This is a genomic window from Streptomyces sp. NPDC056987 (assembly GCF_042673865.1).
Taxonomy (GTDB): domain Bacteria; phylum Actinomycetota; class Actinomycetes; order Streptomycetales; family Streptomycetaceae; genus Streptomyces.
Map to the genome: position 1 here is coordinate 59,033 of NZ_JBHURV010000038.1, position 20,174 is coordinate 79,206.

The following is a 20,174-nucleotide window of genomic DNA, read 5'->3' on the forward strand; positions in this document are numbered from 1 at the left end:
CACATATCGGACGGTATTGGTGTGCGGTGTCAGCGCAGCAGAAGCTGCAGACCCCCGAGAATCGTCGCCCCGATCACCAGCCGCTCGAAGAGCCGTTGGTCGATCCGGTCCACACAGGCCTTGCCGATGAGGGCGCCCGGTATGACGAACAGCGCGAGCACGGCGTCCAGCAGCAGCGACGGCCCGTCGATCAGCCCGAGCCCCACGCTGAAGGGCAGCTTCGACGTGTTGACGATCAGAAAGAACCAGGCGGAGGTGCCGAGGAAGCCGAGCTTCGCGAAGCCCGCGGAGAGCAGATAGAGCGACATGACAGGACCGCCCGCGTTGGCCACCATCGTGGTGAAGCCGCCGAGCACACCGTACGAACGCGCCTTCAGCCGGCCGGTCGGCGACCCGGACACATCGTCGCCGCCACCCTCGCTGTCCTTGCCGCCGTCCTTGTCGGCGTCTGCCGCCTCCGCCTCCGCCGCCTTCCGGGCGGCGCGCCGCCGCCACACCGTGACCCCGGCCATCAGCAGCAGGATCGCGCCGATCGACGTACGGACGGCCGCGTCGTCCGCCCAGACGAGGAAGAGCGTGCCCAGCACCACCCCCGCGGCGACCGCGGGGAACAGCCGCCACAGGGTCGGCCAGTGGGCGTGGCGCCGGTACATGAGCACCGCGAGCACATCGCCGACGATCAGGACGGGCAGCAGTACCCCCGTCGACTCACGCGCGGGCAGCACGGCGGCGAACACGGCCAGACTGACCGTGTTCGCGCCGCTCACCGCTGTCTTCGAGAAGCCGACGAGTGCCGCCGCCGCGGCCAGCGCGGCCATTTCCCACCAAGAGATGTCCATTGCGGCAACCGATGCTATGCCCCGGACTTCACGGACCGTCGGGCGGGGACGGCACCCGGTCGGTCAGACAGGCACCGGCCCCGGCACCGGGCGCTCCAGCCGGCCGCCGCGCGCCAGCGCACCCACCGCCGAGGCGCACGCCAGCCCGGTCACGGTCAGCACCGTCCAGGGCAGCCAGCGGACGTCATGGCGCTCCGCGAGGTCCCACAGCGCACCGGTGGCGAGATTGCCCAGCGTGATGCCCAGCCCGGAGACGGTGTTGTAGAGGCCGTAGTGCGTGGCGACCAGCCGGTCGCCGGAGAGCGCGACCACCGTGTCCATCTCGAACGGGTACACCACCGCGCTCCCGACGGCCAGCGAGACGACCGCCGCCAGCAGCGCGGCGAGCACCCCCAGCCGCGCCCCGCGCCCGCCCCCGGCCGGGACCAGCGCCAGCGGCAGGAACGCCAGCCCCATGACGGCCAGCCCCCGCACCAGCGCCCCGTGCGGACTCCACCGCCGCGTCGCCCACCGCGTCAGCCGGAGCTGACCCGCCACCGCCACGACCGCCGAGACCACGAACAGCGCGCCGGTCGCCTTCTCGGCGGCGGGGCCGAGCGCGTCGGACGCCGCCAGCGGCAGCGCCAGATAGACCTGGAACGTCAGTACGTACGAGCCGATCATGGCGACCGAGAAGAGCAGGAACGGCCGGTTGGCCAGCACCGTGCGCCACTGCGCCGTGAGCCCCCCGGGCCCGCCGGGGCTCCCCGCGCCGCCCCGGGCCGGCAGCGCCCGCCACTGGAGCACCGTCAGCGCGGCGAAGATCACCGCGGCGGCCGTGCACACCAGCCGGAAGTCCGCGGCGAGCAGCAGCAGGCCGACCGGCGGGCCCAGCACCATGCCCGCCTGGTAGTAGACGTTGAAGGTTGCGAAGGCGGCGACCCGCCGGTCACCCGCCTCGGCGGCCAGATAGGCGCGCACCGCCGGGTTGAACAGGGCCCCCGCGAACCCGGTCGCCGCCGAGGCCACGATCAGCGCGGGCAACTGGTCCGCCCAGCCCAGCAGGGCGAAGCCCGCCGTGCGCAGCAGACAGCCCGCCATGATCGGGGTCTTGTAGCCGAACCGGTCGGCGAGGGTGCCGCCGATGAGGAACATGCCCTGCTGGGAGAGGTTGCGTACGCCGAGCACCAGCCCGACCGCCCACGCGGCCAGTCCGAGCCCGCCGGCGAGATGCGCCGCGAGATAGGGCATGAGCATGTAGAAGGCGAGATTGATGGCGAACTGATTGGCCATCAGCAGCCGTGCCGCGGGCGAGAAGGAGAGCGTGCCGGCCCACACCCCCGCGACCGGGTTCCGGCCCGCTGCCGCCCCGGAGGCGCCGCCGGAGGGCGTCCGCGGTGTCCTTCCCCGCTTCACCGGGCGGCTCCCGTCGTACCGGGGACGCCGTCCACGCCGGTCGCCGCACCGGGGGTACGGACGGGTTCCGCACTCGGGGTGCGGACGGGCTCCGCGAGCGGATCCACCACCGTCGTGCACCGCGTCCACCGGGTGACCGTCCGCGCGCCCGGGTGCGCGATCTCCTCCGGCTCCTCGGCGGGGCGCACCCCCAGCAGCCCGTGCTCACGGCAGTACGCGTCGTCGAACACCGTGCCGACGTAGCGCTGCGGGCCGTCGGGGAACACCGCCACGATCCGCTCCCGTACCGGCCGGACCCGGGCCAGCCAGCGCGCGACCAGCGCCACCGCCCCCACACTCCACCCGCCGGTGGCATAGCGCGCCCGCGCCAGCAGCCGCGCGGCCCAGACCGCCTCGGGAGCGGCCACCCAGTGCACCTCGTCGAAGAGGCCGTAGGCCACATTGCGCGGATGGATGCTGCTGCCGAGCCCCCGCATCAGCCGGGGCGCCGCGGGCTGGCCGAAGATGGTCGAGCCGGTGGTGTCGACACCCACCACGCGCAGGGCGGGGAAGCGGTCGCGCAGCACGGACGCGATCCCGGCGGAGTGCCCGCCCGTGCCCACACTGACGACCAGGGTGTCGACGCGCCCGAGCTGGGCCATCAGCTCATGGGCGAGCGGCCGGTACGCGGCCACGTTGTCCGGGTTGTGGTACTGGTCGGGGCACCAGGCGTCGCGGTCCGCGGCGAGGAGTTCCGCCACCCGCAGCCGGCGCGCCTCCTGCCAGCCGCCCACCGGGTGCGGCGTCCGCACCAGCTCGATGTCGGCGCCGTACGCGGTCAGCAGACCGCTCATCAGCGGCTCCATGCCCGGGTCGGTGACCACGGTGACGGGATGACCGAAGGCCACCCCGGCCAGCGCCAGCCCGAGGCCCAGGGTGCCCGAGGTGGACTCCACGATGCGCGCGCCGGGGCGCAGTGTGCCCCGCTCGCGGGCGCGCGCCACCATGTACAGCGCCGTACGGTCCTTGATCCCGCCGGGGTTGTGGCCCTCCAGCTTGGCCCAGAACCCCCGTTCCACGGCGGTGAACGGCGCGCCCACCCAGAGGGTCGGGGTGTCGCCGACAAGCCCCGCGGGGCTCCGCGCGGGCAGCGCGGACGGGGCGCCGAGGCGGCCGGGGAAGGGACGTGCGGTCCTGACGGACGCGCCGACGGGTGCGTCGGCGGGTGTTTCGAACGGATTCATGTGCGCGGTCTCCTGCGGCCGGACGCGCGGGGCGCCCGGTCCTGGTGGTGTGAACTCGGAACAGTCGGTCGGCCGTCGGGGCCGCGGACGGCGCGGACGCACCGGCGCCCGGCCCGCCGTCAGCGGCCCGTGACCGCCGTCAGTTCCGCCACACCCCGAGGGCCGCGCGCCGCCGGTGGTCCGGCTCCGCCCCAGCTCCGGCGGGCGCCCCGTCCCGCGCCGGGTGCACGGGCGGGACCGCCGTGTTCCGTACGGCCGTGTCCCCCGGCAGGGTCCGGTCCGCCGTCGCCGCGGCGAACGCGTCGGGGCGCTGCGGCAGCACGCTCGGCTCGTCCGTGTCGGTACAGGACGACGCCCCGTGCGAGGCGCGTCCCGCGCATCCGGCGGCCGGGAGCGCGGGCTCAGCGGCGGACGGCTGGTACGCCACGACCGACAGGCCGGCCGGGACACCCGCCGACGGGGCGGCCGGGACCGGGCCATGGGCGCAGCCCAGCACATGCAGCAGCGCGGCCAGCACGGTGAACAGCACGGCCCAGGCCCTGGGGTGTGCCCTCGGACCGCCGGTCGCCCCGCCGCTCGCACCACTCATGTCGCGCAGCGTATGCGATCGGTGACCTGCTGTGCTCGCCGGGCCGGAAAAACGGAGGACACCGGCCCACCCGATTCCTTACGCTCGGCCCGGCCAACGGGAACCGAGAACCCAGATCAGGGAGAGGCGCATGCGGACAGCCGGGCGACGGATCGACGAGGTGCTCGCGGGATACCGGCCCGACGACCCGGCGGAGGCCGCCGACGTCACCCGCGTACGGGACCTCGCGCGCGGCGCCGAGGACCCCTGGCTGCGCTCCCTCCCGCTGCATGTGACGGCCTCGGCCCTGATCACCCACCCGGGCAGCGGACGTGTACTGATGCGCCGTCACCCCCGGATGAACACCTGGCTCCAGGTCGGCGGCCACGGCGACCCGGGGGAGACCGACCCCTTGGACGTCGCGCTGCGGGAGGCCCGCGAGGAGACCGGGCTCCGCGATCTGACGCCGTGCCCGGACGCGTCCCTCGTCCAGGTGGTGATCGTGCCCGTGCCCGCGGGCGGCGGCGAGCCCGCGCACGAACACGCCGATCTCCGGTACGTGCTGGCCACCGCGGAGCCGGACACGGTCCGCCCGGAGAGGCCCGACGCCCCGCTGCGCTGGATGACCCCGGCCGAGGCGCGCGGGGCTACCGGCGAGGAGAACGTCCGCGAGGCGCTGCGGCGTGTCGAGAGGCTGCTGGTGACGGCGGCCGGCTGACCCGCCGCCCGGCCGACGCCGGGTCAGCCGGCCGGGCGCGGCCCTCGCGAGAAGACCCAGGAAACGGCCGCCACCAGCGCGGCGGCCAGCGCCACGACCCCCGCCAGGGTCACCTGGAGCAGCAGCGCCCCGCAGGCGGCCCCGGCGAACATGGCGAGCACGGAGCCGGCCCGGCGATGCGGCCTGGCGCCGGTCCCGGCCCCGAGCACGCTCTCGGCGGTGAGCGCCGTCAGGGTCTGGGTGAGCACCGTCGTGGTCAGGTCCCGGGGCCCCAGTAGCCGTACCGTCGCGTTCTGCAGCCCGCAGCAGAGCCCGAGCAGCGCGACCACCGCCAGCCGTTGCCGGCCCTCGGCGCGCAGCACCCCCGTACCGAGCAGCAGCGCCGTCAGCGCGAGACCGGCCGCCTGCCCGGCGAAGGCACCGCCGAGCCAGAGCCGTGGCCGGTCACCGAGGATCCTGCTCAGCTGACCGCCGAGAAACGCCCCGAGCACGAAGGCCGTCATCGCCACGATCGGCGCGACGACCGGCAGTTGATCGCTCCGTACGACGGAGAATCCCAGGAAGACCACATTGCCGGTCATGTTGGCGACGAAGACATGGCCGAGCCGCAGAAAGCTCACCGCGTCCACCAGACCGGTCGCGAACGTCATGACCAGCAGCGCCCCGACGGCCCACCGGCGCCCCACGGGAAGTTCCTCGGTCACCGGGACCCACCTGCTCTCTGCCGCGCCCGTACTCCTCCGTGGCGTACCGCGCGGCACGCCACGGACCCTAACCAAGCAGGTCACGGTCCTGATAAGAAGAACCCCGAGCGGGCATGGTCCCCCACGCCCCGACGCAGCGAAGGAGAGTTCCGTGCCGCAGCAGCCCGGACGCACCGAAGATCCGCGCGACTCCTCCGTACCGCCGGTGGTACGGAACTGGGCGGGCAACATCACCTTCCGGGCGGCGCGTCTGCACACCCCCGCGTCGGTGGAGCGGTTGCGGGAGATCGTCGCGGGCTCCGACGCGGTACGGGCGCTCGGCAGCGGCCACTCGTTCAACACGATCGCCGACACGCACGGCGACCTGGTCTCGGTGGCCGGACTGCCGGCGACCGTGGAGGTCGACACGGCGGCGCGCACGGTCACGGTCGGCGCGGGGATGCGGTTCGCCGAGTTCACCGGCGCCGTCCACGCCGCCGGCCTCGCCCTGCACAACCTCGGCTCGCTCCCGCACATCTCCGTCGCCGGCGCCTGCTCCACGGGTACCCACGGCTCGGGGGCCGGCAACGGCACGCTGGCCTCCGCCGTACAGGCGCTGGAGATCGTCACCGCCGACGGCGAACCGCTCCGGCTCGCCCGCGGGGACGCGGACTTCCCCGGCGCCGTGATCGCCCTGGGCGCCCTGGGCGTGGTCACCCGGATGACGCTCGGTCTCGTACCGGCCTACGAGATCCGGCAGTGGGTGTACGACGGGCTGGCGTACGCGCGGCTGCGCGAACACTTCGACGAGATCCTGACCGCCGCCTACAGCGTGAGCGTCTTCACCGACTGGCGCCCCGACGGCGCGGCGCAGCTGTGGCTGAAGCAGCGGACCGACAGCGCTGTCAGCGCTGTCAGCACTGACGGCCCCGTCCCCGGCGACGGTCCCGCGCCGGACACCTGGCTCGGCGCCGTCGCCGCGGACGGCCCCCGCCACCCGGTGCCCGGCATGGACGCGTCCACCTGCACCGAACAGGGAGGTGTCCCGGGGCCGTGGCACGAACGGCTGCCCCACTTCCGCGCCGGCTACGTCCCGAGCAGCGGCGACGAACTCCAGAGCGAGTACTTCGTGGCCAGGGAGGACGGTCCCGCCGCGTTCGACGCGCTGGCCCGCATCGGGGAGCGGATCGCGTCCGTCCTCCAGATCGGCGAGATACGCACCGTCGCCGCCGACGACCTGTGGCTCAGCCCGGCGTACGGACGGGACACGGTGGCCTTCCACTTCACCTGGGTCCCGGACACCGACGCGGTGACGCCGGTGCTGGCCGCCATCGAGGAGGCACTGGCGCCGTTCGCCACCCGGCCGCACTGGGGCAAGCTCTTCGTGATGGGGCCCGAGCACGTCCGCGAGCTGTACGAGCACTACGCGGACTTCGAGGCGCTGACGGCGAAGCTCGATCCGCGGGGTGTGTTCCGCAACGAGCTGCTCGACCGCTACTTTCCTGGTGGAAAGTGACGCAAATCACCGATTCGATGGTGTGTCAGAAGATTTGTCATAGAAACTTAACCTGCGCCACAGACAAGGCTCAGTCGAGGTTCCTAGCCTCACCGCCATGTCCCGTCATCGTCTCGCCCCCTCCGGTCGCGGCTCCCTGCCGCGCCGGGCCGCCTTCCCGGCGGCCGCCGCCGCGGTCGTCTGCCTGACCGTGTGGACGGCGACGGGCTTCCCGTCGCCGGTCCGCGGCGACTCCGACGCGGTTCCGCGGTCGGGCGGACTCACCCGGTCGGCCACCGCCGCCCTGGAGTCGCCGTCGGCCGCGTCGTCCCGCGCCGGGGCGTCCTCGCGGACGGTCGACCCCGACCAGGTCCTGACGCGGCGGCTCGCCGCCCTGCCGAAGCCCGCCAAGGCGTCCGTCTCGGTCGCGCTCATCGATCTCAAGGACGGCCGCGAGGCCGACTACGGCGTCGGAGTGGGGAAGACCACGGCGACGTACGACACGGCGAGCATCGTGAAGGTCAACATCCTGGTGGCGCTCCTGCTCCAGGCGCAGGACGAGCACCGCGCGCTCACCACGGCGGAGAAGACCCGCGCCACCAAGATGATCAAGGTGAGCGACAACGAGTCCGCGGACGCGCTGTGGCGCGCGATAGGCAAGGGCGACGGTCTGGACGCGGCGAACCGGCGCCTCGGCATGACCGGCACCACCGCGGGCAGCGGGCCGCTGTGGGGGCTGACGCAGTCGACCGCGGCCGATCAGATCGCCCTGCTGTCGGCGGTCTTCGGCGACGACGCCACCTCCCCCCTGACCGCCGCCTCCCGTACGTATGTACGGAGCCTGATGGGCGGGATAGAACCCGGCCAGGACTGGGGCGTCTCGGCGGCGGGCACGGTGACCGGGCTGAAGAACGGCTGGCTCTCGCGGAGCGCGACCGGCCTGTGGGACGTGAACAGCATCGGCCGGATCGTGGTGGACGGGCACACCTATCTGCTCGCCGTGCTCTCCCGGGGCAGCGTCAGCATGGAGGCGGGGATCTCCTTGGTGGAGAAGGCCGCCACCACCGCGGTCTCGGCCTCCCGGGAGTGGGTGTAGCGCCGCTCACGTCCTCCCGGACGCGGGTGTAGCTGCCGGCGCACGGCGTCCCGGGCGCGGGCGTGGCGCGGCGTGGCTCACGGCTTTGCGGCGGTGGCCACCACCAGGACACAGCGCGGGCTGCCGTCGGACCGCGTCCCCAGCTCCGGCAGGGGCAGCAGAGCGGTCGTGAAGCCCGCCCCGGCCAGGTCGTCCAGCACATCGGGCAGCCGGAAGGTGCGGTAGTACATCACGAACGACGGGTGCCGGAGCAGATTGCGCAGCCGCATCGCCCCGTCGAACCCCCACATCGCCCAGTACGCCGCCGAGCCGACCCGGGGCGGCGCGGGCACCGGGAAGACGAACCTGCCGCCCGGCCGCAGCGCCGCGTACGCCTGGGCGAAGAGCACGGGCCGCTCGCCGGGCAGGAAGTGGCCGAACGCCCCGAAGCTCACCGCCAGGTCGAAGGTGTCCCGGAACGGCAGGGCGCGCGCGTCGGCCCGTACCCAGTCCACGGCCGGGGAGCCGGACCGGCCCGGCGGCGCGTCGGGGTCCGGAAGGCCGGGCAGGGTGGCGCGCGCCACGGCGAGCATCCCGGCGCTGAAGTCGACGCCGGTGGCCCGCTCCGTGCAGAGCCGCCGCAGCACCGCCACCCCCGCGCCGGTCCCGCAGCAGATGTCGAGACCGGTACGGAAGGGGCCGAGCGGCGCGGCCGCACGGACCACCGCGTCCAGCAGCGGCTCGGGCGTCCGGAACGGCGTTCGGTCGAATTTCGGCGCCAGCAGGTCGTAGCCGTGCTCGACGGACGACAGCGCCTGCACGGCGAGTTCGCGAAGGGTCGGGCCCTCAGGGGTGAACATCACCGCTCAGAATATCCACCGCGCGGCGCGCGCCCTCACGGGGCACCCGTCAGCCCGGCGCGGGCGGCGGCGATCCGGCGCACCGCCTCCCGCAACCGGTCGGGCGGCTGGGCGAAGGGCAGCCGCAGCCACCGCTCAAGACCGTCCTGCACCCCGAAGCGCGCGCCGGGCGTCAGCAGCACGCCGTGCTGCCGCGCGGCGCCCGCCAGCCGCGAACCGATCGGCTCCGGCAGCCGGCACCAGAGGTTCACGCCCCCCTCCGGCGTACGGAAGGACCAGTCGGGGCACTCGGCACGCACCGCACCGGCCAGCGCGTCCCGCTGCGCGCGCAGCGCACGGCGGCGCGGTCCCGGACACGGCACGGGGTCGGTGAGCAGCCCGGCGAGCCAGAGCTGCTCGAACAGCGGCGAGCCCAGGTCCAGCGAGGCCCGGATGGCACCGAGCCGGCCGATCAGCTCCTCGGAGGCCCTGATCCAGCCGATCCGCAGCCCGCCCCAGTGGGTCTTGGCGGGCGAGCCCACCGTGATCGTCCAGCGCGGCGCGAACGCGGCCAGCGGCGGCGGCGCGCCTCCGGTCCGGCACCCGTCCCCGTACCCGGTTCCGTCCCCGTACCCGGTTCCGCCCGGGGCCCCGTTCCCGCCCTCCGCGCCCCCCAGATCCAGCTCCACCGCCGACTCGTCGACGACCGTGTAGGTCCGGGTGGCGGCCAGCACGGCGCCCAGCCGCTCGCGGTCCTCGGCGGCCATCCGCCGCCCGGTGGGGTTGTGGAAGTCGACCATCAGATACGCCAGCCGGGGCGAGGTCTGGCGGAGCGTCGCCGCGATCCCGTCGATGTCCCAGCCGGACGCGGCGAACGGATCGACCGGTACGGGCACCAGATGGCCCCGCGCGGCCGTCACCGCGTCGAAGGCGTGCGGATAGCCGGGCTGTTCGACCAGGACCCGGTCGCCGGGCCCCGCCAGCAGCCGCAGCGCGAGGGCGAAACCGTGGTGCGCCCCATTGGTGATCATGATCTCGGACGGCGCGGTGGGCAGCCCCCGCGCCGTGTAACGGGCGGCGAGCCGCTCGCGCAGCGGCATGATGCCCAGATCGTCGTACGTCTCGTCGTGCAGCGCCTCCCGCAGGGCCCGCTGCGCCGCCTCGAAGGCCGGCAGCAGACCGTCCGCGGCGCCGGGGGAGGCCCGCGTGAGGTCGATCAGCTCGGCCCCGTCCGGCAGCCCGGTGCCCGGGTGACGTACTCCGGGCGGCGCCGCCGTCCAGGACCCGGAACCCTGCCGGGAGGCGACCAGCCCCGCGTCCCGCAGCCGCTCCAGCGCGGCGCCGATCATGGTCCTGCTGACCCCGAGCGCACCGGCCAGCTCCCGCTCGGACGGCAGCCGTGTCCCCGGCGGCAGCCTGCCGTCCCGGACGCGCGTGGCGAGGGCGTCGGCCAGATCGTGGCCGCCGCTGCGCGGACCGCCCCGGTGCCACTGCCCGAGCAGGGATGCCAGCCGGGTGGCGGAGATGCGGCCGGTGGCATGGCTGCTGAGAGGCGGCAATCCATTCATCGGGCCACTGTAATGAGATTGGTCATGCAGTGGTATGCGGAATCCGGCCAATCAGACTTCTCTCAGGAAAATGGACTGATGTCCGGTTGTCCGGACGCGGGAACGGCACGACGCGGGAACGGCACGACGCGGGAACGGCACGACGCGGGAACGGCACCATGGCGAACGGCGCGGGCCGAACGCCGGATCCGGTGGTGCTCACGGCCGGAGCCCCGGGGCCCGGTGCAGGCGCCGCGTCATGAGCGCCAACTGGAGCCGCAGTCGCCCGTACGGGTCGCGCACCGGCCAGCCGAGCCACTGCTCCGCCTGGGCCAGCCGGTCCTGGAGCGTCGAGTGGTGCACGGTCAGCTCTGTCGCCGCCGCGCGCAGGCTCGGCGCGAACGCGACCGTGTGCAGCGTGAGCGCCGCCCAGGGCGCCGCGGCCACCGCGCGCTCCAGCGCCCGTACGTCGGGCACCGGTTCGGCCCCGGCGCCGACCGCGTCCGCCAACAGCACCAGGGAGCCCAGGTCGTCCGCGTACACCGTCCTCGGGCCGGGGTCCCGCTCGTCGCCCTCCGCCGTGAACCGCAGCGCGACGCGCGCGGCGGCCCAGGACGCCGGGAGGCCGAGCACCGGCACGGCGGGACCGATCCCGGCCCGCCGTCCCCCGGCCCCGGACGGCCGGGCCTCGGGTCCGGGCACCGCCTCGACGGCGGGCGGCGCCCCGGCCGCCGCCACCGCACGGGCCAGGGCCGTGTTCCCCAGCCCGAGCCGTCCGGCCGCCCGCCGCCGCGCGGGCGCCGGGGCGGACGCGTCCAGCAGTACCTCCACCGAGGCCGGATCGTCACCGGGCCGCCGGATCGGGGCCCGGCCCCGGGTCCGGTCGAGGACCGCCCGCGCGGCTGCCGTGAGCCGTTCCACCACCATCGGGTGGACCCCACCGGGGCCGGGCGGGGTCGCCAGCTCCAGCCACACCGCGGGGACGCCGCCCGGCTCCAGCGGCGCCGACATCCAGTGGGGACCGGGCGGTGCGCCACCGTCCAGGCGTACGCCGTCGGGGCCGACCCGGATCCGTACCCCCCGCTCCTCGTCCACCAGCCGGGCCGGGCAGCCGGAGAGCACCGCGGCGCCGCGCACCAGCGCCTCCAGGCCGGCCCGGCCCTCGACCAGCCGGTCGAAGTACGCGATCACGTGGAGCGCCGCCCCGGCGTCGGGGTCGAGCGCGGCGAGTCTGCCCGCGAGCTCCTTCACGCCCTCATCCTGCGGTGCCGGAGGCCCGCGGCCAAACACGGGTGCGGGCGTCCGCCGTTCCCTCTCCCGGGGGCCGGGTTCAGTTCTCCAACAACCGGGTCAGCCAGCGGAGCTGGGCGGCCCTGGCGTCCTGGGCGAGCGCGGTCTGCGGCGCCATCCCCTCGAAACCGTGGAAGCCGCCGGGCCATACGTGCAGTTCCGCCCGGCCGCCCGCCTGCCACAGCCGGGAGGCGTACGTGACGTCCTCGTCCCGGAAGGTCTCGGCGGAGCCGACATCGATGAACGCGGGCGGCAGTCCGGACAGATCCGTGGCCCGCGCGGGAGCGGCGTACGGGGAGACGTCCGGGCCGCCGCGCGCCTCGCCCAGCAGGGCGGTCCAGCCGGTGTGGTTCGCGGCCCGGTCCCACACACCGAGTCCCGCCATCTGGAAACTCGACGGGGTGTCGTTGCGGTCGTCGATCATCGGGCACATGAGCATCTGCCCGGCGAGCGCGGGACCGCCCCGGTCGCGGGCGAGCAGGGCGACGGCGGCGGCCAGTCCACCGCCCGCGCTGCCGCCCGCGACAATGATCCTGGCGGGGTCGATACCCAGCTCGGCGGCGTGTTCCGCCGTCCAGAGCAGCCCCGCGTACGCGTCCTCCACCGGCGCCGGATGGGGATGCTCGGGGGCGAGCCGGTACTCCACCGACACCACGACCAGGCCGAGTGCGAGCGCCCAGTCGAGGGGGCCCTCCAGGCCGGTCCTGGGGTCGCCGACGATCATGCCGCCCCCGTGGATGTGGTAGAGCGCGGGCAGCCGGGTGGCCGGATCGGTCCCGGTGGGCCGGCAGACGAGCAGCGAGATGTCCGGCTCACCGGGCGGCCCCGGCACCGTACGCTCCTCGAACGCGATGGCGCCGTCCCGGCTCAGCTCCTCGTCGGACGGCCCCCAGCCTACGGTGCTGCGCATGGCCGGGATGTCCGTGAGCTCCGGCGCGCTGCCCATCCCGGCGGTGATGACCTCCAGCGCCGCCGCCAGCTCCGTGTCGAACGGCGGGGGCGGCGGAACCGGGCGGTCGGAACCGGTGGGGTGTGGCGGGGTGGCGGTCATCGGCTCTCCCTTGTCCGTGGTCACGTCCCCGTGACCGGTGGTGGCCATCCTGCCGCCGGGACGACGGCCACCGGGAGTGGCGGGACGGCGGGGATCACCCGCCGGTCGGCGGGTTCCGGACTCCGCCCCTCCGTGACCGTCCCCGCTGGTGGGCCGGTCCTTTCCCCGCCGGCCGGCCCTTCCGCGCCGGTCGGTTTCTCCGCGCCGGCCGGCCCTTCCGCGGCGGCCGGCCGTCAGCGGGCTGCCCGCCGTCCGGCCGACCGCCGGTCACTCGCCGCGGGCCGGGATCCGCGCCGGGGAGAACTCCACCGGCAGGGACTTCGGCACCCGGGTCCACGGGGACGGGTGCCAGGCCACCTCATCGGGGGGGATCGCGAGCTTCATGTCGGGCAGCAGATGCAGCACGGTGTTGACGGCGGTACGGGTGATCAGCCGCGCCGGCACCTGCGCGGGACAGACGTGCGGCCCCGCCGAGAAAGCGAGATGGGCGCGGTTGCCCGGCTCGCTCACCCCGTCGTCGGGACGGATCACCGGATCGTCGTTGGCGGCGGCGATCCCCAGGATCAGCGCGTCACCGCGCCGGATGAGCCGGCCCCCCAGCTCCGTGTCGGCGAGCGCGTAGCGGGCGGGCTGGTTGTTCATCGGCGGGTCGCGCCACAGCGCCTCGTCCAGCGCGTCGTCCACCCCGAGCCGGCCCCCGTGCATCCGGGCGGCGAAGCGCGGATCGGTGAGCAGCAGCCGCAGCGCCAGCGAGATCCAGGCATGGACGCCCTCCGTACCGGCGGAGATCATCACCGCCATCGACTGCAGCCGCTCCTCGTCGTTGCGGAGGTTCGGATGGTTGATGAACGACGTGGTCAGGTCGTCCGCCGGGTTGCTGTGCCGCTGCCGCAGCGCGTCGGCGAGGATCTCCTCGAAGTGCCGGTTGCCGTCCTGGGAGTCGTCCGCGCTGCCGAACACGGCGACCAGCGAGCCCAGCAGCCGCTGGCCCTCGTCGCTGTTCAGCCCGAAGAGCGACGCGATGGAGAGCATCGGCACGATCGTCGCGTAATCGGTCACCAGGTCCGCCAGGCCGCGCTGGGAGAACCCCGCGATCAACTCCGTGCACACCGACTCGACCTGGCGGCGCGCCCGGCGCTGGTCGATCCTCGCCACCCCCTCGTCGAGGGGCTGGCGCAGCCTGCGGTGTTCCGCGCCGTCGGCGCCGAGGACATTGGCGCGCCAGCCCATCATCGGGAGCAGCCTCGACCGCGGGGAGACCACCCCGTCGTTGAGGTCGCGCCAGTTCCTGGCGTCACGGGAGTAGATCTGCTCCTGCCGGGTGATGGTCAGCAGCTCCCGGTAGCCGAGGACCAGCCAGGCGTGCACGCCGGGCGCCAGTTCGACCCTGGCGACATTGCCCCACCGGGCGCGCAGCGCGCGGTAGGCCTCCCGGGGGTCGGGCGCGCCCGTCACCGCGAGGAGCGGCAGCGGCTCGTCCGCCCCGATCAGGGAGGCGACGGAGGCGCCGGCCGCGCCGGGCACTCCGGGCCCGCCCGGCGCACCCGGCGCGAGGTGTGCCGGGCACTCCGGCGGAGCCGAGAGCGGGGTGAGCGCGGGGGGACGGTTCATGAGGCGGCCTCCTCGGCGGACTCGGCGCCGAAGTGCGCGACGTCGGACACGTACTCGACCAGACTGATCAGGGCGTCCACCGACGGCATGCGCTCCCGCGCGTCGCACATCACCACGGGGGTGTCCGGCAGCAGGTCGAGCGCGCCGCGCAGCTCCGCCGTCCCGTGCACCTCGCTGTCGGGGAACTGGTTGATGGCGACCGCGAACGGCAGCCCGCGCAGCTCCAGTTGTTCGAGGACGTCGAAACTGTCCTCCAGCCTCCGGGTGTCGACGATGACGAGGACGCCGAGCGCGCCCTCCGCGAGTCCGTCCCAGAGGTCCCAGAACCGGCGCTGTCCCGGGGTGCCGAACAGATAGAGCACCAGCCGGGAGTTGAGGGTGATCCGGCCGAAGTCCATGGCGACGGTGGTGGTCGTCTTCGTGCTCATCCCCGCCAGATCGTCCACCCCGATGCTCGCCTCGGTCATCACCTCCTCCGTGCGCAGCGGTTCGATCTCGCTGACCGAGCCCACCAGGGTCGTCTTCCCGACGCCGAAGGCGCCCACCACCAGGATCTTGACGGCCTGTTGGATCGTGTCGGGTAAATAGCGGTCAGCGGAGCCGACGGAGACCATCCAGTACCTCCTGAAGGAGTTGGGAATCGGGGAGAACGGCCTGGGGGACGCCGGAGCGCGCGGAGAGATGGCCGTCGTCGATGAGGTCGGACGCGAGCACCTTCACCAGGCTCACCGGCAGTTCGAGATGGGCGGCGGCCTCCACGAGGGAGAGCAGCCGCTCACACATCCGTACCAGGGCGCGCTCCTCCCGGGTCGCGGAGACGGGCAGGTCGCGCGGGGCGTCGGTGGCGATGAGCAGGCTCTCGACACCGACGGTGTTACGGCTGGGCCGACAGCGGCCCTTGGTGATCACATACGGGCGGAGGGCGCTCGCCGCATACTCGCCGTACTCGCCGTCCGGGCCACTCACCGCACGGATTCCTGCCGGGGCGGACTGCTCAGGTTCCCCGCGCCCATCCGCAGCACCTGCGCCTGCATCTGGCGGGCGACGAGCTTCGGGTCCACCACGGGGCCCGTCACCACCGCGAGATGGGCGCCTCTGGCGCTGCGCATGAACAGGTACCCCCCGTTGAACTCGACCATCTGCTGGTGGACCGCCCCGCCGTCCTCGCCGAACTCCCGGCCGAGACTGCGGGCGAGGGACTGGAGCCCCGAACAGTTGGCGGCGAGCCGGTCGGCGGAGTCCCGGTCCATCCCCTCGGAGTTGGCCAGCAGCAGCCCGTCGGCGCTGAAGACGATGGCGTCGCGCACCCCCGGCACGGCGGCCACCTCGGCGATCATCCAGCCGCGTTGCTCCGGGTTCTCCGTGTAACTCATGCTCACGTCAGTCCTTCCGGTGAATCGGGTGGGGTGGGGTACGCAGGGCCGCGCTGGCCCTGGTGGGGTACGGAGTGGCCCTGATGCGGTACGAGGTCGGACGGTGGTACGGACCGGCCCCCCTCGATGAACTGCTCCATCCAGTCGCCCGCCTGCTCCGGTGTGCCGGGCGGGGTGGCCGCGACCGGGCCCGACTCGACCGGTGCGTACTCGTCGCGCCGCGAACGCCGCTGCGGCAGCCGCTGCACGAGGGCGGCACGCTCCGGCGCGCCCCGCCGGACGGGCTCCTGGACGTACGGTGTCACGCTGTCGGCCATCGCCTCGGCCACCGCCGGTACGGGCGGGGGCGGTTCGGCGCCCCGCGCCGGAGCGGCGAGCGGCGCGTCGGCGGGCCCGGGCGCCCCGGCGGGCCCGGGCACCCCGTACCCGGCGCGTTCCTCCCGTACCGACGGCGGCTGATCCGCCGCCGCCAGGACGGTCTCGGGCGCGGACTCCTCCGCCGTGGACACCCTGGGCCTCCTGCGGACGAGCGGGACCGCGGCCGTACCGGCGGGGGGAAGGGTCTGCAGCACCTCCCGGGGGACCAGCACCACCGCGCGGACCCCGCCGTAGGGGGAGGGCCCGAGGTCGACGTGGAAGCCGTGCCGGTCGGCGAAGCGGCCCACGACCGCGAAACCGGTCTGCGGGATCTCGCCGATCTCGCCGACGCCGAGGAGCCGCCGGCCGGAGACGACCTCACGCGCGTCGGCCAGCCGGTACTCGTCCATGCCGAGACCGCCGTCGTCCACCTCGACCACCGCGCCGCGCTGCACCGTCCGCACGGTCACCGGCACCGCCGTCCGCGGCGGTGAGTACTCCGTGGCGTTGGCGAGCAGCTCCGCCAGCAGGTGGATCAGCGGCTCGACGATCGCCGGGGTGACCCCGAGGTCCGGGTCGCCGGTCACCTGCACCCGCTGGTACGCGACGATCCGGCCGGAGGCGGCGCGCACCACGTCCACCATCGCCAGCGGCTTCTGCCACTGCTGTCCCGGCCATTCGCCGCACAGCACCTTGAGGCTCTGCGCGTGCCGGGCCTGCTGGGTCGCCGCGTGGTCGACCCGCATGGTGGTCTCCAGCAGATCGGCGTCGCCGGGGAAGCGGTCCGCGAGGCTGGTGACGGCGGCCTGGATCCGGTGCGCCGAGGTCTGCACCCGGCTCGCCAGCTCCACCAGGGCCAGCCGCTGCGACTCCTCGCGGTGCTGGACGGAACGGGTCACCGAGGAGAGCAGCAGATCGAATCCGTCGCCCACGGCGCGCCCGAGCTGTTCGCCGCCGTGCAGCGGCGCGGGAATCTCCGAACGGGTGAGGGCCGCGGGCAGCCTCTGGTTGACGAGGTGCCCGACCTCCTCCCTGATCAGCTCCGCCTGGTGCTCGGAGCGCTGCTGGGCGTGGGTGCGCCAGCCGGTCTCCCGGCGTACGGCCTCCGCCTCGCGTTCCCGCGCCTCGTCCCGGAACCGGGAGGCGTCGTACTCGGCGCGGTGGTGCCGTCCGCGCAGCACCGCCAGGGCGCCGAGCAGCAGCGCGGCGACCGCGCCGTACGCCACGGCCGCTCCTGCGCTCATCCGCGCGAGCGGCACCAGCGGTATGGCGAAGGCCGCCAGCGCGACCACGAGGGTGGCCGGCCAGAGCCACGGTGAGCTGCCCCGGGGCAGCGGAGGGGGCGCGGGGGAACGTGCCATGGAAAACCTTCGAGTTCGCTGAGAAAAGTGGTCCGGCCGAGGTCACCCGGCAGTCGTCACGGGAGGCGGAGGCGGCGCGTGGCCGGTATGACCGGGCGCGCGCCCAGGGGGCGGCGGACGTCGTCGGCCTCACCGAGGTCATGCCAGTTGATCATGAGATGAACTACCTCTTCACCAGACGTTGTTGGGGATCGTATCCCCGGCGGACCGGTTCTGAAGTAACTTAACGAATACGGAGGGTCACGAAAATAAATCGACCGTTACCGACGGATGCCGACAGAAACCGACTGTCCCTGACTGGCACCGACTGTCCCTGATTGGCACCGACTGGCACCGGCAGCCGCCGGGGGAAACGCGCACGGCCGGTTCGGCCATGTGGGTGTGCTCAGCGCTTCATACGCTCGATGAGCCGCATCTTGTTCGTCACGTCGAGGGCCGCGACTTTGTACGACTCCGCGAGCGTCGGGTAGTTGAACACCGCGTCCACCAGATAGTCGACGGTGCCGCCGCACCCCATCACGGCCTGGCCGATGTGGATCAGCTCGGTGGCGCCCGAGCCGAAGCAGTGGACTCCGAGGAGCCGGCGGTCCTCGGGGGACACCAGCAGCTTCAGCATGCCGTGCGCGTCGCCGACTATCTGGCCGCGGGCCAGCTCGCGGTAGCGCGCGACGCCGACCTCGAACGGCACGCGCTCCTCGGTCAGCTGGTCCTCGGTGCGGCCGACGAAGCTGATCTCGGGGATCGTGTAGATGCCGATCGGCTGGAGGTGGTGCATCGGGTTCACGGGCTCCTCGCACGCGTGGTACGCGGCGGCCCTGCCCTGCTCCATCGAGGTCGCGGCCAGGGCCGGGAAGCCGATGACGTCACCGACCGCGTAGATGTGCGGAACGCTCGTACGGTAGTGCTCGTCCACCGGTATCCGGCCGCGCCGGTCGGCGGCGAGCCCCGCCTTGCCGAGATCCAGTGCCTCGGTGAGCCCCTGCCGTCCCGCGGAGTACATCACCGCGTCGGCGGCGATCTTCTTGCCGCTCTCCAGCACCGTGAGCGTGCCCTCGTCGTGCCGCTCGACCGCCGCCACCGTCTCCCCGAAGCGGAAGGTCACCGCGAGGTCGCGCAGCCGGTACTTGAGCGCCTCGACCACCTCGGCGTCGCAGAAGTCCAGCATGCCGGCGCGCTGTTCGACCACGGTGATCTTGCTGCCGAGCGCGGCGAACATCGACGCGTACTCCATGCCGATGACCCCGGCGCCCACGATCACCATGGAGCGGGGCACCTCCGCCATGCTGAGGACGCTGTCGGAGTCCATGACCGTACGGTCGTCGAACTCGACGCTCGCGGGGCGGGCCGGTCGCGTACCGGTGGCGATCACGAGATGATCCGCCGTCAGCAGCCGCTCCTGGCCCGCCTCGTTCCGTACGGCGACCGTGTGCTCGTCCATGAAGCGTCCGGTGCCGGAGACCAGCGTGACCTGGTTCCTGGCGAGCTGGCTGCGGACGACATCCACTTCGAGGCCGACGACATGCTGGGTGCGCGCGGTCAGATCGGCGACGGTGATCTCGTCCTTGAGCCGGTAGCTCTGCCCGTAGAGGTCCCGCTGCGTCAGCCCGCTGAGGTAGAGCACCGCCTCGCGCAGGGTCTTGGACGGCACCGTCCCCGTGTGCAGGGACACCCCGCCGATCATGTGGGGCCGGTCCACGACGGCGACCCGGCGGCCGAGCTTCGCGGCGGCGATGGCGGCCTTCTGGCCACCCGGACCTGATCCGATGACGAGCATGTCGAAGTCACGCACGGGAGGAGTCTGTCAGCCGGGGACGCATCCCGGAAGGGCGTGCCCGCGCCGGCCGGCGGCCACCGTCCGCGTCGGACTCTCCCGGGCCGCGCGTCTCACGCCACGACGGTGAACAGTCCCCCGTCCGGGTCGCGGAGCGTGGCCTCGTCGCCCGAGGCGCAGACGGCCGGGGGAGCGACGACGCCGCCCCCGGCCGCCGCCGCGGCCGCCGCGGCGGCGGGCACGTCGGCCACCCGGAAGTAGACATGCCAGCGGGGCCGGATCTGCGGGTCGGGGGCGCTCTCGACGGCCCCGCCGCGCAGCGCGGCGACCGTGTGCGTACCGTCGCGCACCAGCACCTGGTCGTTCTCGTAGTGCACCTCGCAGCTCCGCCCCTCGTCGGAGCCCCAGGTGAGGACCTGGGCGTAGAAGATGGCCGCGGCGAAGGCGTCCCGGGTGTGCAGCTCCAGCCGCGCGGGCCCGCCGCCCCGCCCCACGGACCAGCCCAGGACGGTCCTGCCCTCCCAGAAGCCGAACACGGCGCCGTCCGGGTCGGCGGCGAGGGTGGCGCGGCCCGTGCTCATGGCGAGGGGCCCGACGGCGACGGTCGCGCCCCGTTCCCGGATGCGCGAGGCGGTCGCGTCCGCGTCGTCCACGGCGAAGTACGGGGTCCAGGCGACCGCGGCCTGCAGACTGGGAGCCAGCGCCCCGATCCCTCCGACGGCCCGGCCGCCCGCCAGCGCCACGGAGAACGCGTCACCCAGCTCGGTGGGGCGGAACGTCCAGCCCAGGACCGTGCCGTAGAACTCCTGGGCCGCCGGGAGGTCGCGGGCCATCAGACTCACCCAGCAGGGGGCCCCGGGTACGGCATGTGGTGACGCCGGCATGGCTCTGGTCCACTCCCTTCCGGCGGGTCCGCGGGAGCGGCGCTCGGCACTCCCGTAGCCATGCTTCACCCGGGCGCGGCGCCGCGCACGTCGG

General features: G+C 74.0%; 19 protein-coding genes. 3 read left to right on the top strand and 16 right to left on the bottom strand.

The window, feature by feature from the left end; genetic code table 11:
* Positions 1-29: 29 nt before the first annotated feature.
* The 4 genes from ACFTZC_RS33110 to ACFTZC_RS33125 form a co-directional block, all read right to left on the bottom strand.
* Complete coding sequence (locus ACFTZC_RS33110) at positions 30-839, bottom strand: sulfite exporter TauE/SafE family protein (protein WP_382896034.1); 810 nt, start codon at positions 837-839, stop codon at positions 30-32.
* A 63-nt stretch (positions 840-902) separates the two neighbouring features.
* Positions 903-2,111 (bottom strand): MFS transporter, encoded by a 1,209-nt coding sequence (locus ACFTZC_RS33115; protein ID WP_382896086.1) that lies wholly within the window; start codon positions 2,109-2,111, stop codon positions 903-905.
* Positions 2,112-2,230: 119 nt separating this feature from the next.
* The gene (locus ACFTZC_RS33120) at positions 2,231-3,457 is read right to left on the bottom strand and encodes a PLP-dependent cysteine synthase family protein (protein ID WP_382896036.1); all 1,227 of its coding nucleotides are present in this window, start codon (positions 3,455-3,457) and stop codon (positions 2,231-2,233) included.
* 139 nt (positions 3,458-3,596) lie between these two features.
* The gene (locus tag ACFTZC_RS33125) at positions 3,597-4,046 is read right to left on the bottom strand and encodes a hypothetical protein (RefSeq protein ID WP_382896038.1); all 450 of its coding nucleotides are present in this window, start codon (positions 4,044-4,046) and stop codon (positions 3,597-3,599) included.
* Positions 4,047-4,176: 130 nt separating this feature from the next.
* Between ACFTZC_RS33125 and ACFTZC_RS33130 the strand changes: the two genes are divergently transcribed.
* On the top strand, positions 4,177-4,743 hold the full coding sequence (locus ACFTZC_RS33130; RefSeq protein WP_382896040.1) for an NUDIX hydrolase: 567 nt from the start codon (positions 4,177-4,179) through the stop codon (positions 4,741-4,743).
* Between the two features lie 23 nt (positions 4,744-4,766).
* On the opposite strand, the gene ACFTZC_RS33135 is transcribed toward ACFTZC_RS33130, so the two are convergent.
* On the bottom strand, positions 4,767-5,447 hold the full coding sequence (locus ACFTZC_RS33135; RefSeq protein WP_382896042.1) for a YoaK family protein: 681 nt from the start codon (positions 5,445-5,447) through the stop codon (positions 4,767-4,769).
* A 151-nt stretch (positions 5,448-5,598) separates the two neighbouring features.
* Here ACFTZC_RS33135 and ACFTZC_RS33140 point away from each other — a divergent pair, with 151 nt between their 5' ends.
* Positions 5,599-6,942, top strand: coding sequence for a D-arabinono-1,4-lactone oxidase (locus tag ACFTZC_RS33140; RefSeq protein WP_382896044.1), 1,344 nt, complete (start codon positions 5,599-5,601; stop codon positions 6,940-6,942).
* A 97-nt stretch (positions 6,943-7,039) separates the two neighbouring features.
* Positions 7,040-8,017, top strand: a complete 978-nt coding sequence (locus ACFTZC_RS33145; RefSeq protein ID WP_382896046.1) for a serine hydrolase — start codon at positions 7,040-7,042, stop codon at positions 8,015-8,017.
* Between the two features lie 77 nt (positions 8,018-8,094).
* Here ACFTZC_RS33145 and ACFTZC_RS33150 read toward each other — a convergent pair whose 3' ends face one another.
* The 11 genes from ACFTZC_RS33150 to ACFTZC_RS33200 form a co-directional block, all read right to left on the bottom strand.
* A complete protein-coding gene (locus ACFTZC_RS33150; RefSeq protein ID WP_382896048.1) occupies positions 8,095-8,856 on the bottom strand; it encodes a class I SAM-dependent methyltransferase in 762 nt (253 codons plus the stop codon).
* Positions 8,857-8,891: 35 nt separating this feature from the next.
* A complete protein-coding gene (locus ACFTZC_RS33155; RefSeq protein ID WP_382896050.1) occupies positions 8,892-10,403 on the bottom strand; it encodes a PLP-dependent aminotransferase family protein in 1,512 nt (503 codons plus the stop codon).
* A 198-nt stretch (positions 10,404-10,601) separates the two neighbouring features.
* The gene (locus ACFTZC_RS33160) at positions 10,602-11,633 is read right to left on the bottom strand and encodes a helix-turn-helix domain-containing protein (RefSeq protein ID WP_382896051.1); all 1,032 of its coding nucleotides are present in this window, start codon (positions 11,631-11,633) and stop codon (positions 10,602-10,604) included.
* 79 nt (positions 11,634-11,712) lie between these two features.
* A complete protein-coding gene (locus ACFTZC_RS33165; RefSeq protein ID WP_382896053.1) occupies positions 11,713-12,723 on the bottom strand; it encodes an alpha/beta hydrolase in 1,011 nt (336 codons plus the stop codon).
* A gap of 267 nt (positions 12,724-12,990) precedes the next feature.
* Complete coding sequence (locus ACFTZC_RS33170) at positions 12,991-14,193, bottom strand: cytochrome P450 (RefSeq protein WP_382896087.1); 1,203 nt, start codon at positions 14,191-14,193, stop codon at positions 12,991-12,993.
* A 137-nt stretch (positions 14,194-14,330) separates the two neighbouring features.
* Positions 14,331-14,948, bottom strand: coding sequence for an ATP/GTP-binding protein (locus ACFTZC_RS33175; protein WP_382896055.1), 618 nt, complete (start codon positions 14,946-14,948; stop codon positions 14,331-14,333).
* Positions 14,926-15,300, bottom strand: a complete 375-nt coding sequence (locus tag ACFTZC_RS33180; RefSeq protein WP_365820337.1) for a DUF742 domain-containing protein — start codon at positions 15,298-15,300, stop codon at positions 14,926-14,928. The genes ACFTZC_RS33175 and ACFTZC_RS33180 overlap by 23 nt, the downstream gene beginning before the upstream one ends.
* The gene (locus ACFTZC_RS33185; protein WP_382896058.1) at positions 15,297-15,707 is read right to left on the bottom strand and encodes a roadblock/LC7 domain-containing protein; all 411 of its coding nucleotides are present in this window, start codon (positions 15,705-15,707) and stop codon (positions 15,297-15,299) included. The genes ACFTZC_RS33180 and ACFTZC_RS33185 overlap by 4 nt, the downstream gene beginning before the upstream one ends.
* 2 nt (positions 15,708-15,709) lie before the next feature.
* Entirely contained in the window at positions 15,710-17,425 is a 1,716-nt protein-coding gene (locus ACFTZC_RS33190; RefSeq protein WP_382896060.1) for an ATP-binding protein, read from the bottom strand.
* 385 nt (positions 17,426-17,810) lie between these two features.
* Positions 17,811-19,199 (bottom strand): Si-specific NAD(P)(+) transhydrogenase, encoded by a 1,389-nt coding sequence (sthA, locus tag ACFTZC_RS33195; protein ID WP_382896089.1) that lies wholly within the window; start codon positions 19,197-19,199, stop codon positions 17,811-17,813.
* 110 nt (positions 19,200-19,309) lie between these two features.
* On the bottom strand, positions 19,310-20,029 hold the full coding sequence (locus ACFTZC_RS33200; RefSeq protein WP_382896061.1) for a VOC family protein: 720 nt from the start codon (positions 20,027-20,029) through the stop codon (positions 19,310-19,312).
* Between the last annotated feature and the right edge of the window lie 145 nt (positions 20,030-20,174).